Annotated in this window: 11 protein-coding genes and 2 tRNA genes; 4 read left to right on the plus strand and 9 right to left on the minus strand. The window is 49.0% G+C overall.

Annotation, left to right across the window (positions count from 1 at the left end; genetic code table 11):
* Window positions 1-45: 45 nt before the first annotated feature.
* The 8 genes from H7F15_RS07085 to H7F15_RS07120 form a co-directional block, all read right to left on the minus strand.
* Window positions 46-603, minus strand: a complete 558-nt coding sequence (locus H7F15_RS07085) for a YceI family protein (protein ID WP_185196258.1) — start codon at window positions 601-603, stop codon at window positions 46-48.
* A gap of 30 nt (window positions 604-633) precedes the next feature.
* The gene (locus tag H7F15_RS07090) at window positions 634-1,053 is read right to left on the minus strand and encodes a hypothetical protein (RefSeq protein WP_185196259.1); all 420 of its coding nucleotides are present in this window, start codon (window positions 1,051-1,053) and stop codon (window positions 634-636) included.
* A 4-nt stretch (window positions 1,054-1,057) separates the two neighbouring features.
* Entirely contained in the window at window positions 1,058-1,453 is a 396-nt protein-coding gene (locus H7F15_RS07095) for a cytochrome c (protein ID WP_185196260.1), read from the minus strand.
* 14 nt (window positions 1,454-1,467) lie between these two features.
* Window positions 1,468-2,199 carry a c-type cytochrome domain-containing protein gene (locus H7F15_RS07100; RefSeq protein WP_185196261.1) on the minus strand — a complete coding sequence of 244 codons (732 nt, stop codon included), beginning with the start codon at window positions 2,197-2,199 and terminating at the stop codon, window positions 1,468-1,470.
* A 1,063-nt stretch (window positions 2,200-3,262) separates the two neighbouring features.
* Window positions 3,263-4,030, minus strand: coding sequence for a LytTR family DNA-binding domain-containing protein (locus H7F15_RS07105; RefSeq protein ID WP_185196262.1), 768 nt, complete (start codon window positions 4,028-4,030; stop codon window positions 3,263-3,265).
* Between the two features lie 10 nt (window positions 4,031-4,040).
* A complete protein-coding gene (locus H7F15_RS07110) occupies window positions 4,041-6,899 on the minus strand; it encodes a two-component regulator propeller domain-containing protein (RefSeq protein WP_185196263.1) in 2,859 nt (952 codons plus the stop codon).
* A 3-nt stretch (window positions 6,900-6,902) separates the two neighbouring features.
* Window positions 6,903-7,475 (minus strand): YceI family protein, encoded by a 573-nt coding sequence (locus H7F15_RS07115; protein ID WP_185196264.1) that lies wholly within the window; start codon window positions 7,473-7,475, stop codon window positions 6,903-6,905.
* Between the two features lie 156 nt (window positions 7,476-7,631).
* The gene (locus H7F15_RS07120; RefSeq protein WP_185196265.1) at window positions 7,632-8,048 is read right to left on the minus strand and encodes an organic hydroperoxide resistance protein; all 417 of its coding nucleotides are present in this window, start codon (window positions 8,046-8,048) and stop codon (window positions 7,632-7,634) included.
* Between the two features lie 179 nt (window positions 8,049-8,227).
* On the opposite strand from H7F15_RS07120, the gene H7F15_RS07125 reads away from it, so the two are divergent.
* The 4 genes from H7F15_RS07125 to H7F15_RS07140 all read left to right on the plus strand — a co-directional run bounded on the left by H7F15_RS07125 (window position 8,228) and on the right by H7F15_RS07140 (window position 12,456).
* Window positions 8,228-8,301, plus strand: a tRNA-Arg gene (locus H7F15_RS07125).
* Window positions 8,302-8,975: 674 nt separating this feature from the next.
* Window positions 8,976-11,870, plus strand: coding sequence for a PAS domain S-box protein (locus tag H7F15_RS07130; RefSeq protein WP_185196266.1), 2,895 nt, complete (start codon window positions 8,976-8,978; stop codon window positions 11,868-11,870).
* Window positions 11,871-11,876: 6 nt separating this feature from the next.
* The gene (locus tag H7F15_RS07135) at window positions 11,877-12,284 is read left to right on the plus strand and encodes a two-component system response regulator (RefSeq protein ID WP_185196267.1); all 408 of its coding nucleotides are present in this window, start codon (window positions 11,877-11,879) and stop codon (window positions 12,282-12,284) included.
* A gap of 98 nt (window positions 12,285-12,382) precedes the next feature.
* A tRNA-Pro gene (locus H7F15_RS07140) sits at window positions 12,383-12,456 on the plus strand.
* A gap of 49 nt (window positions 12,457-12,505) precedes the next feature.
* On the opposite strand, the gene H7F15_RS07145 is transcribed toward H7F15_RS07140, so the two are convergent.
* Entirely contained in the window at window positions 12,506-13,636 is a 1,131-nt protein-coding gene (locus tag H7F15_RS07145; protein WP_185196268.1) for a PepSY domain-containing protein, read from the minus strand.
* Window positions 13,637-13,698 lie beyond the last annotated feature (62 nt).

Raw genomic sequence — 13,698 nt, forward strand, 5'->3', positions numbered from 1 at the left:
GCAGCTCAGGGTGATGAAGCTGCCTGGTGAAGTATAGGTTGTATGTTAGCTTTTAAGCGGCTCGTAGTTCATATCTATCGTTACCTTTATCTGTTTTGCAATTTTCTCGCGCACCAGGTTTGGTATCGTAATGTTAAAATCCTCGGGAGCTACACTGAACGTAGAGGCTGCCTGTATCGCGCCATTTTTCACAACTATAGTTCCGGGCACTTCCACAGGTTTGGTTACACCGTGCATGGTCAGGTTGCCTTTTACAGTTACTTTATAAGTGCCGTCCTTTTTAAAATCCACCGCACTCAGGTTAGTTATAGCGCCTGAAAAACTGGCTTTCGGGTACTTCGCCGACTCCACATAATTCTCGTTGAAATGCTCTTCCATCAGCGCTTTCTCAAACTGGAACGCTTTCATGAGCACGGCAAACTCCATTTTACCGGACTTTGTATCGATCACGCTGGTTGTGGTTTTGTTGTGCGCTTCAATATCTTCCATCGGGGTAGATGAGAAGAAAGATATCTTACCTGTCTTGGTAAAGAACTTATCCTGGGCCTGCACAGCATTTGCCACTAAAACCAGCAGCAGGGTGTTTAAAATGATCTTTTTCATATAGGTTTTAACTGGATTTATAGTTTATGATTAAGTGCCTTTCTCCACCACACACCGGATCAGTACCACGTCCATCAGCACACCGGTGCACACACCTTTCACGGTTACTTCATCGCCTGCCTTTATGCCGGCAGCAGTTTCGGCATCTGCTTTGGGTATCGTGCAGATCACGCCGGCCATGGCATCGTTCGCGTCCAGTGTCAGGTTGATGTTACCTTCCTCGTCCGGGGCAATAGCGTTTACTTTTCCTTTCACGGCTACCACTTTATCCAGGTATTTCTGGTTGGCAGCTGCTTCGTCGGAGGTGAATTCCTGCAGCAATGCGGGTGCTTCTACGGCAAAATCAGATTTGGCTGTGGCGGTGTTGCGGTGCGGCTTGTTGTAGAGCACCAGCCCAACTATAGCTATCAGACCAACTGCAATAAAAGCTATGACAATATATTTTTTCATACGATCAGTTATTTGGCGCTCCGGCTTCTACCCAGGCTTTAATCTGGTTTATAGTACATTCAGGAAGTTTGGAGGCACCCTGCGGCATAGGTGTAAATCCGCTGACATGCGATACCGCCCCAACCAGTCTGCCATTTTTTGCCACCACCGATGCCCCTGCATAAGAGGCCAGGTCTACCCCACCGTTTCCGGCTGCTCCGGTATGGCACACCACACAGTTGCGCTGAAAAATGGGTTGTATGTGCTGGCTGAAGGTTACGTTCCCGGTTACACAAGGCACATTCTGGTAAAGCTCTTCTTCCACGTCGTAATAACAGCTTTGCAGGGTGAAGGGCAAAGCCATAAGGGTTAGCAGCCGGGCTGCCATAGGGAGGTTGTAAACTATGCTGAAGCGTTTCATGGCGCTGTTATTTTTTAGTTGTTCGGAGCACCGGCATCTACCCATGCTTTTATCTGGTTTATTTCGCAGGCTGGTAGTTTGGCGCCGCCCTGTGGCATCGGTTCGAAGCCAGCCGCATGCGTTACAGCCCCTACCAGTCGGCCGCTCTTTGCTACACCGGCAGCGTGGTCGTAGATCGTCAGGTTGATGCCGCCGGTTGGTGCCGCCCCGCTGTGGCAGCCAGTGCAGTACTTGCTGAAAATCGGTTTTATAGTTCCGGAGAACGTAACGTTGGTTGTATTGCAGGCTGTGTTATCGGTACAGGTCAGGTCTTTGGCTCCCTGCTCTATCCATTTCCGGATCAGGGCTATCTGCGCCGACGACAGCGGAGCGCGCGGAGCCAGGGGCATCCGATCTTCCGGGTCATCTTCCGTGATCCTTTCGTATAGTTCGCTGTCTTCCGGGTCGCCGGGTTCAATTTCGGCTGTGCGCATCACACTGGCATAATCTGTCAGCTGCACGCCATCCTGCCGGGTAGTAGCATCGTGGCATCCACTTATAGCGCAGTTCGAGACAAGTACCGGTAACACATCCCGCTGAAAATACACCACATTCGGGTCGCATTTGCCGCTTCCCGGTCCGGTCGGGTCAGTCGGGTCTGTGGGTTCATCAGTAACTATAGGTTCAGGCACGTCGTGTTTGCAGCCGGCTATACTCATCGTTAGCAGTATGCTCAGCAGCAGCCTCCATGTGTGTTGTTTTTTCATATTGGTTCTATGCCTGAAGTCTTATTCCTGATGCCTTCGTTTCTGTTTCTGCATCTAAATAACGATATGTTTTAAAATGATGCTATTTAATATTACTGAACCGGTATATCTGGTAACTGAACCCGAAAAGTCACCATCTGAACAGGTATCCCGAACTCCTTAACCAGCTTTTGCTTTGATGCTATTGCAGGGATGAGGTTACATCGTTTTTTCAGTAAAGTGCCTTTTTACCTGCCACAGCCATCCCTTAAGGACAGGGAGGAGTTTAGTTATAGTTTGAGCTATAGCTTTATAGTTAGCAAACACACCCCTACCCCTCTCAAGAGGGGAATTTTGGCTATAGTTATTGTTAGGCTATTGTTCTATAGTTACCGTTTGTCATCCCCCTGCCCCCTTCAAAGGGGGACTTTTCTGCTACTGCTATAGTTAGCAGCTATAGTTCTATAGTTACGGATGGTCCAACCACCCCTGCCCCTCCTTATCTAAGGAGGGGAACTCTGACTTTGTTATAGTTCAAACTATAGTTCTATAGTTGCAGACCACGAACAGGACAGGTTTACCTGTCCCTACGGGAATACAACCACGAGAAAAACAGAACTGCTTCAGCGAAGAGCAACCGCACCAACTATAACAATAGTTTAGCTATCGAACTGATATCAGTCTTTGGGTTGAGCGCCTTGTAGATTTCCGGTGCTGAAAGCATTGCGAGGTACGAGCAAAGGAAATATACACCGCGCGATGCCCGAAGACGAGGCCCCGCGGCCGTGAGCGCACCAAAGCTAACTATAAAACTATAGGCTCTTAGAGCTCCCAGGGTTAAAGGTGGCTATGAAATGGACGGCTTAGTTCCAGCAGTAGGCAAAGTCAACTATAGAACTATAGCCCTTGAGCATCACTATAAGCGGAGATAGATTTCTCACTGCATTCGAAATGACAAGAACGGATCTGTAAGATCCCTCACAGCTACACTACCTCTTTTCCACTCACATCTCAAGAATCCTCTACATGACAACACTTACTATAGCACATTTAACCCATCATCTAACCTCAATTCCAGAAAAAACTATTTCCCTATTAACCATTGCTTAAACGCCCCGGCACGCTCGGTGCTGACGATTGTTTCGTACGGGAACGCTGGTTGCAACTCTATTTTTACACGAGCTTTGGAATAACTATACATGGCATCAATGGCTTTGATATTGATGATGAATTGCCGGTTGATGCGAAAAAACTGCGCCGGGTCCAGGATCTCTTCCACTTCATCCAGGTTCTGGTCAATGGGCAGGCGTTTCCCATCAAAAGTACAGACCTGCGTGATTCGCTCCTGCGTGTAGAAATAAGCAGCATCGGCTATTTCCACTGTCTTCAGATGCTGGCCGAATTTTATGACCAGGCGCTTCTGGAAGGCGGGTTTTGCCTGGGGCTGCAGCGCCTGCAACAGCATACTATAATCCACGGCCGGCGCCACGCGCTTTTGGTTCAATTTCCTGTACTTCTCCAGGCTCTGCGCCAGTTCCTGCAATTTCACAGGTTTCAGCAGGTAATCAATGCTGTTCAGTTTAAAAGCATCGATGGCGTACTGGTCATAGGCAGTAGTGAAAATAACAGGCGCTTCTACGATCGTTTGCCGGAAAATCTCAAAGCTCGACCCATCTGCCAGGTGAATATCGGACAGGATCAGGTCGGGGTGCGGATGTTTGCCGAGCCACCCGAGGGTACTTTCGATGCTGTCGGTAACTTCCAGCACGCGCACAGTGGGATCGAGCTGTTGCAGCATTTTACTGATACGACCGGCCGCTGCCGCTTCGTCTTCAATGATCAGTACATCCATTTCGTAGCGGTTAAATTAAAGGTATTTTAACTATAAAATGAGTATCGGTCTGTGTGACTACCATCTTCTGTGCACCCAATAAATGGTAGCGTTTGCGTATGTTCTGCAAGCCTATGTTAGTTGATAACACCGGGTTCTGTTTAGGCTGAAAGTTGTTCTGCATCACTATAAAATCATCCTGCTCAAACACCTGTACCTGTAAAGGCCGGGATTTGGAAATGATGTTGTGCTTAATGGCATTTTCGAGCAGCAACTGCAGCGTAAGCGGGGCAATCTGTTTCTGCAGCGATGCTTCGGGCACAGCTATAGTTACTTCCAGGTTATCGCGGTAGCGCTGCTGTTGCAGGTACACGTAATCGCGCAGCAGGTCCAGTTCTTCCTGCAGTGGTATCAGGTCCTTTTCGCGCAGGGTCAGCATCACCCTGAAAAAATCCGACAGCTTTTCGACATACACCACGGCAGCCTCAGGGTCTTCTTCTATAGTAGAAATAAGCGTATTAAAACTATTGAACAGGAAATGCGGATTTACCTGGCTTTTCAGGGTCTCGAACTGGAACATGACCTTGTCTTTTTCCTGCCGGTTTGCCTCGCGCAGGCGCTTTTCACGGCCTTTTACAAACAGATACAACCCGGAGGCGGCCGCCAGAAAAGTTAAACCATAGAACCAGTAGGTACGCCAGAAAGGAGGCCGGATTTCAAACGCATAATCCACAGCATTGGCATAGGGGAATTGCGACGTGGCCGAAGACACTACCTGGAAACGATACTTGCCCGGTGGCAGGTTCGGGTAGGTAATGCTGTGGTTCCGGGACTCGGTCCAGCTGCGGTCGTAGCCGTTTAATTTTACGCTATAGGTAATATCCTCGGGGTTCTGATACCACAGCCCGGTATAGTTAAACGTAAGGTGGTTGCTGTCGTGGTCGAAAATGCGTTGCCCCTGCACCGATTTAAAGAAAACCTGTACATCCTGCAGTCGTGTGGTAGCCTCGTGCTGTGCAGCCGCAAAAGCCGGATCGTAGCAGAGCAACCCGTTCTGTGTGCCCAGCCAGATGCGCCCGTCAGGTCCGGTGCTTATTACATTCAGGTTGGGGTCCGGTTCCTGTATGCCGGCTGCTCTGCCATAAAAGCGAACCGTGTTTTGCTCTGGCTGCAGCACATCCAGCCCCTGCCTGTTCAACAGCAATATATTCCCTTTTCCATCAGCCGCTATCCCGGTTATGTTCAGGTCGTGCAGCCCGTCTTTTAAACTATAGTTCCGGAAGGTGCGGCCATCGTATTTATACACGCCTTTGTTGAGCGTACTTAACCAGATGTTGCCTTTCCGGTCTTCGGTAATAGAGTAAACAGTGCGGCTTAGCAGGCCATCTTTTTCAGAAAAATTGGTGAATTTACCATTTTGCAGCATCGTCAGCCCTTTGCCATCGGTCGCAAACCACACCCTGTTGCGGGAGTCTATAAACGCCTGGTAGATGTAGTTGATGCCCAGCCCGTCCTGCTGCGTAAAGTTCCGGAAACTATAGTTCAGCCCATCCGTGTGTCCTGCTCCGTTTATGGTACATTTCGATACGCCGCCTAAAGTGGCAAGCCATAGTTCGTTGCCTTTGCCGGTAATGCTCAGCACGTTCTCGTTTACAAGGCCATCGGTTATAGTTAATTGCTTATAGTTACCGGTTTCGGGGTTCAGGCGGAGTACACCCTGGCCCATGGTGCCCAGCCAGATGTAGCCCCATTTATCTTCGTACAGGCTCACTATCTGGAATTTATCGCGGCCGTTCATAAATACCTGTGCAGGGGCGCCTGCCGGTTTCCTGAAAAAGCCTTGGTTGGTGGCAAACCAGGTGCTGTTGTCGCGGGCAGCAAGCACGGCGTGTATGGTCTGCCCTTTCAGTTGCGGAATGCTCCGGATGGCGGTATTGGCGCGCTGCAGTGTCGGGGAGTTACCGGCTACCCAGATGTATCCTTCGCGGTCCGTTAGCAGGTCGGTTACTTTCTGTTTTGGTAATCCTGCCGGTTCCAGGCGTTTGCCGTCTGCCTGTAGCCAGTAAAGCCCGGCATCAGTACCAACCCATGTGCCGTTCTGGTGTGGTTGCAGCAGACTGATGCTTCCATAGCTCCAGCTTTTGCTCGCCTCCGGCGTAGTGAACTTCCCGGTCTCAGGGTTATAGTTTGTCAGGCCTGCACTCTGCATCCCGATCAGCATTTGGCCGGTAGGCAGCGCGCTTATAGTTGTTACGATGTTGTCAGGCAGGCCTTTTCCGGAGTCGAGCACTTCTATAGCTGGCCTGTTATTTTTAAGTTTGATGATGGCAACACCTCGGTCCGTACCAACCCACACCCGTCCCTGGTTATCTTCTGCTAAACTATAGGTATAGTCGTCGGGCAGCCCTTGTTTGGTGCCAATGTGGTAAAACCGATTGCCTTTGCCAACATAAAGCCCCTGCCCATAGGTCGCTACCCACAGATCCTTATTTTTGGCCTGGAGAATTGCAGCAATAGGGCTGTTGATCTGTTTCCCGTTCCGGATGACAGGTTTAAGTTCTGAGCCATTTACACGGGCAAGCAGGCCGTCTTCAAATCCAACCCATAGTTGGTTTTCCGCATCTTCGTAAACCGCCGAAACTATAGAGTTTTTACCGGCTTCTCCCGGCAACCCCACCTGCTGAAAACCTGTGGCAGTATAGCGCAGCAAACCTTCGGAGGTGCCCAGCCACACAAATCCCTGCCTGTCCTGCAGCAGGCGCCTCACTTTCACGGGCTGGTTATTCAGTTCTACTTCGGTTGTGTTGAAATGCAGCACCTGGCCTGTCGCCGTAAACTGCAACAGTGCCAGCATGCAGGCCGCCACAACACCTTTTACCCGTAGTTTCATGGGTTATTTCTGGGGCGTAAGTGTTGCCGACATCTCCACCAGTATCTCTTCGGCAATTTTCTGGTACACTACTTTTGGGATGGTGATGTTATGCTCCTGCAGCGGAACTATAAAACTGCTCTCCACGCGTATTTGCCCGCCTTTTATGGCCAGGTTTGCTTTTATGATGCGCTCTACCTCCACGCCATGCACAGACAGCTTCCCTTTAGCCCGTACACTATAGCTGCCATCTTTCGTGAAATCGATGGGCTCTATGATCTTACCGGAGAAAGTGCAGTTGGGGTAACGGGCACTCTCCATGTAATTTTCGTTGAAGTGCTCGCGTTGCAGGGCGCTGTTAAATCCTTCAAACGACTCGTTAGCCACCGAAAAGGCAAAGGTCTGGTCTTCGGTGCGGATCAGGCCTTTCAGCTTGGTGGAGCTGGCTTCAATGAGCTCGAGCGGAGCATCCGACTTAAAATGAATACGGCCTTCAGCAATACGGTATAGCTGTGTAGCCGGCTGCCGCACCGTAAATCCTGCACAAACTATAACTGTAGCTATAGTTAACAGCCAACTCCATCTTTTCGCTTGCATCTGCCTTAGCTTTTAAAGTTTAAAACGTACCTGCCGGCACCCTTTGTATCTGAATAAAACAGGTAAAAATAATAAAATTCCGGAATTGCCCAAGCACAAAAAAAGGGAGCTACCAAAGGCAACTCCCGCTTGCTTTATAATTCTGAACTTACTGAGTTACACAACGTCCAGGTGTACTTCCACATTCCCCTGCACGCCTATAGAGTACGGGCAAATCTGATGGGCTTCTTCCACCATCTGGCGGGCTTTTTCCTTATCCAATCCTTTCAGGTCTACTTCCAGTTTTACGCCTAAACCATATCTGCCATCTTCGTCCTTCAGCAGGTCTACGTGTGCTTTTACGGTAGAGGCAGGGTCGAGCCGTTCGTGGTGTTTGCCGGCCACTACCAGCAGAGCACTCTGGAAACAGGCCGCGTAGCCGGCAGCAAAAAGCTGTTCGGGGTTGGTTTTTCCTTTCTCACCGCCCAGCCCTTCCGGTAACGACAGCGGCATGTCCAGCACACCATCCGACGACGAAACATGGCCCCGGCGACCACCTGTGGCAGTTACTTCTGCCGTATATAGTTTTTCCATAGCTTTTAAAATGGGTTTATAGTTCTTTTACAGATTATAATTAACCTGATCTCGGGAGCTAATGTTTTGCTTTTCAAAAGTATAAGGGCCGCCAGCAACTATAGCTGTAAACTATCTTATACATTTTTAAAGGGATTGTTTCCTTTTATCGGCTTTGTTTCTATTTTTGCACACGTCCTGCACCCGTAGTTCAACTGGATAGAATATCGGATTTCGGCTCCGAGGGTTAGGGGTTCGAATCCTCTCGGGTGCACAACTATAGTTTAAAGCCTTGCAGCAATGTAAGGCTTTTGCTTTTTAAAAAACCGCCTCAACTCTATAGTTACTGTCCCCTTTCCAGCCACTTCGCTTAACTATAAACATTTAAACCTGCATCCTTTTTTTGATTTCAGGAAAATCAACAACCCATATTTTGTACTATGCCCGATACAATATTGTCATATACAGGTAAACTAAGGGTATAATTTGTTTTTAATTTATATTATCTGAATTTTTAAAACCCGATATTTTATCGCCCTAACCGGTAAGTAACATTTACATGCAATTACTATAGTTAAGTTCTGACAAGACCTGTTAAATGATCTGAGAATGGTAGGAGATATAATTGGTTCTGGCTGACGGCAGGATGCCGGCAGCGGGTGAAATCAGTTAAATGCTGCACAAAACTAACTGATACCTGAAATATATTTACATAGTTATACAGATCGCCAGAATAACCATATACCTGCATCCTGTATATACGTTTAGCCTAATATTATTGATCCGGCCCGCTCCTGCCTTTCTGTGGGGCACCGGAATTTTCATAAAAGATATAAGGGCCGTTAACTATTTTATTTCAGTCATGCATTAAGGTACACGAGGCTTAACCACTAACACCCAGCATACGCAGATATGGTGCGGCTGCAGGTGTTTATACTCCGGTTCACTATGAAAAACACAGGCAACATACACATTACAGAACGGCTCCTGGACTACTCACCCGACCTGATCTGCTGTATAGACAGGCAAGGCCGTTTTATAAAAGTAAATGAAGCCAGTAAAGCAGTGCTGGGATATGAAAGCGCCGAAATGGAAGGACAGCCCTACCTGAAGTTTGTAGCCCCGGAAGACAGGGAAAGCACCATACAGATCGCCCGTAAAATAATGTATGGGCATAAAATCCAGGGCTTCGTGAATCATTATGTACGCCGTTGCGGCAAACTATCTTCTATGGTCTGGTCGGCAGCCTGGTCTAACGAGGAGGATATGATGCTTTGCATTGCCCGTACCAACCCGGAAGCCTCCCCGATAATCACAACTTACGAAGTACATAAGGCATTAGCAGCACACGGGTCCGATGTAGTAGCCTTGCTCGATGAAGCAGGAAATTTAACACATATAGCCGGATCCATAACCAACATACTGGGGTATGTCCCGGAACAACTTACGGGCACCAATATCCGGTACCTGCTGCACTCCGAAGATGCACCCACACTATCCCATATCTGGCAGAAACTGAGTCAGGAAGAAATACCGAAGCCTGTAGCTCTCAGGCTAAGGGCGGTTGATGGTACATGGCGTCGCCTGGAAGTAACCATCAACAGACAAGTACAGGATAGTGCAGGTAAAGGCTTTACATTAACCCTTCGCCATTTATCTGAAAGCGGCCTATCGCACCGCCAACTGGAAGAGAACGAGCAGAAATACCGCGCCCTGTTCTATAACAACCCCGATGTGATCTTTTTTGAAGACCGCGATAGCAATATAACAGAAGCTAACGAAGCCTTCAGTAAAGCATTTGACCTTCCTGTTTCAGAAGCGATCGGTAAGCCGGCCGCTGACTTCCTGCCAGCTGATATGGCCGCTGTAAACAAACAGTCGTTTCTGGAAGCGCTGCGGGGCAGTACCCTGAGGTTTGACCTGGAACTTCGGTCCGACAAAAAACGCTGCGTATTTGATACCATCAAGTTTCCGGTTACAGTAGCCGGACAGGTGGCGGGCATACAAACTATAGCTAAAGACATTACGCCTATAGTGCGTTCTTTTGAAACGATAGAACGCCAGGCTGGTAAACTGAATACGATCCTCAACAGCATCACCGATGCCTTTTTTGCCCTGGACCATGAATGGCGTTTTACGTATGCTAACTCCGTTTTTCTGCAGCAGGAAGGTTACTCCAAATCAGAGCTGCTTGGTAAGAGCATCTGGGAGATTTACCCGAAGGTCAAAAGCAGCCTGTTTTATGAAAAAGCGGCAGAGGCATTTGCAAGCGGCGAGGCAGCCCAATTTGAGGAAAGCTTTGACTCCGGGGTAACGTACCGGTTCAGTATCTACCCATCTGCAGAAGGTCTGTCGGTATACTATACCGATATTACCGGGCAGATGAAAACGCAGCAGGAACTCAGGAAGCTCTCGCTGGTTGCCAGCCACACGACCAATGGGGTTATCATTGCCGATAAAAAGCGCAGAATTGAATGGGTGAACGAAGGATTTACCCGCATGACGGGCTACACCCTGGCAGAAGCCGTCGGGAAAAGGCGACCCGAACTGCTGCAGGCCGATGAAGCCGGCGCGAAAGCTTACAAGGAAGCTGTCAGCAAAATGAAGTATGGCAAACCGGTATCTTTAGAGCTGCTGAACTATAAAAAGAACGGCGAGGAACTATGGCTCTCGGTGCAGATAAACCCGATCTTGGACGAACAGGGGAAGATACAGCAATTCATTACCATCCAGACAGATATTACAGAAAGGGTTAAGTCGGCGAAGGAACTGGAGAAACTATCGCTGGTAGCAAAAGGCATTGACAACAGCGTAGTTATTACCGATGCCGAAGGACGTACCGAATGGGTAAACGAAGGCTTTACACGCAATACAGGCTACACGCTTGCTGAAATGCTTGGCAAAAACCCCGGCGCGCTGCTCAGCGGACCGGACACCAACAAGGCTACCATCCGTAAGATCAGCCAGAATCTTAAAAAAGGCGTTCCTTTTACAGCAGAGCTTCTCAACTATAAAAAATCCGGCGAAAAGTTCTGGGTATCGATGGATATTACGCCTTTCTTTGACGAGCAGGGCTGTCTCACCAAATACATTTCCATACAACGCGACATCACGTACCGTAAAGAGGCCGAGGAGAAACAACTAAAGATGACTCGCGACCTGTACCAGCACAACAAGGACCTGCAGCAATTTACCTACATCGTGTCGCATAACCTGCGCGCGCCGGTAGCCAATGCCCTTGGCCTTGCCCACCTGCTCACCAAAGCCGACAGAACCTCTGAGGCGTTTGATGCCACCCTGTCTCACCTGAAGAAAAGTGTGCTGCAGATGGATACCGTGCTGAAAGATGTGAATACCATTCTGTCGGTGCGTAGCCGCAAAGATGTGCTGGAAAAAGAGGAAGTAAAATTTACCGATGTTTTCGGGCAGGTTTACGCCCACTTGCAGGAGCCGTTGGTAAAGTGTGGTGGTGAAGTGCAGCTGGATGTAGATAACGACCTGACGCTTTATACCAACAAGGCGTACCTTTACAGTATTTTCCATGATCTGCTTTCCAATGCCATTAAGTACCGCTCGCAGGAGCGACTGTTGCTGGTAAAGGTTTCTGCCTTTGTGGCAACCGGCGGAGGTACCGTCATTCAGTTTTCTGATAACGGGATGGGGTTTGATACGGAGAAAGCCGGCGACAACGTTTTCGGACTATACAAGCGGTTTCATATCCATACCAAAGGCAGAGGCCTCGGTCTTTTCCTGGTAAAAACAAGTGTTGAAGCCCTTGGCGGAACTATAGAAGTGGAAAGCCAGGTAGATGTTGGTACAAATTTCATGATCTACTTACCCTGATAACGCATGAAGGTATTCCTTATCGACGACGACCAGATCAGCAATTTCCTGACGGAACAGGTGCTGGCAGAAGAGAACTTTGCAAGCGAAATACATGCTTTTGAATCGGCGGAAGAGGCGCTGAACCTGCTGCTGCAGGATGTACCCCAGAACATACCCGATATTATTTTCCTGGACCTGAACATGCCATCTATCAACGGCTGGGAGTTCCTGGATGCCTTGAGACCTTACAGCCAGTATTTTAAGGATTCCTGCCACATCTATATCCTCACCTCGTCGCTGGACCTGGCTGATACGGTACGCGCCCGGGATTATAAACTTGTAACCAGGCTTATCCATAAACCCTTCGACACCGAAGAAGCCCGTCTTATTTTACAGGAGGTTAGCGGTGAGCCGGATGAACATCCTTTTTAAGTATTTTTCAGGATAACTATAGTTGGCAACTATAGTTTATAGTTTGTAACCGTAGGCCTTGTATTTTTAAATCAACCGCTATATTTTGCTGTTGCATTCGGGGTGTAGCGTAGCCTGGTATCGCGCCAGCATGGGGTGCTGGAGGTCGTGGGTTCGAATCCCGCCACTCCGACAAAACAAAAAGCTCTTCCGGTATAGTTGCCGGAAGAGCTTTTTTATATCTACTTTAAAGTAACAGCCTGAGAACGGGGACTTTTCACTTTCTTCCCTCTTTTCCGGTTCCGCCAGATAATGATACCGCTTATCCATAGTACGGCAGGCATCAGGCCGGTCAGGAACCAGAGTATGCGGGTAAACCAACCGCCGATTTCACCAAAATGGATCGGAACAAACCAGTTGCGGGTCAGCTGCCGGCCTGCCGGGGCGGTATGCGGCTCATAAGCATAAAGAATGTTACCTGTATACTGATCGATGTACACCTGCGGTCTGTATTCCGGGCCGGCATCAATTTCAGCTGTATTCACCACCGAAAAATAAACCCTGTCCGCACTATCCTTCGGCATGATCAGGTTGCGCTTATGATATGCCGGGTACATCTGCTCCATCATGTCCAGGGTCTGGGCTATAGTTAGCTGCGGCAGGTCCGGGCGGTATGTTGATTTTAACTTCGTCGGGTCCGGAGTCGGCTCTTCGGCACGAGTAACATAGTCCACAACAGTTTGCACCTCTTCCGAAAAAGCAAAATATACACCTGTTAAGCTCACCAGCACCAGCGGAAGGCTGAAGTAAAAACCGAAAACCTTATGAATATCGTAATTGCGGCGCTTAAAACTGACATCGCGCTTCAGGCGGAAGCCATCTCTCAGCTGCTTTCTTTTATACGGCAGCCACAGGTACAAACCCGACGAGATAAGTACCAGTACCAGAAACAACGAACTGATACCCGTAATTACCGAACCGATCTCTCCTACCGTCAGTTGCCGGTGCACTTCCAGTACATCGTCCAGTATGCCTCTCCTTTTGCTCATCTCCCCGAGGTAGTTGCCGGTGACGCCATCGTAAAAAACAAACTCCTTCTTGCCTTCTACCTTCAGGATATAGTTATCCAGCTCCCGCAACGGAAAATAAACGGTGGTTACATTGCCTCCGAACTGCGCTTCTGCTCTGGTAACTATAGCATTGGCAGGCACAGGCCGGGCACCGGGGTTAGCGTTCTGGTACAGGTCAGCGTACAGCAGGCGGGTAAGTTCCGGCTGAAACACGTAAACCGAGCCCGTTACACCTACCACCGACAATACAGCGCCGGCGGTAAGGCCTACCCAAAGGTGCAGTTGCAGGATCAGTTTTCTCATATGGGGTAAAACAAACCAGCGGCACAGCCTGAGCAGCGCCGCCGGTTATAGCAAAACTATAG

Source organism: Pontibacter sp. Tf4 (genome assembly GCF_014212495.1).
GTDB lineage: Bacteria > Bacteroidota > Bacteroidia > Cytophagales > Hymenobacteraceae > Pontibacter.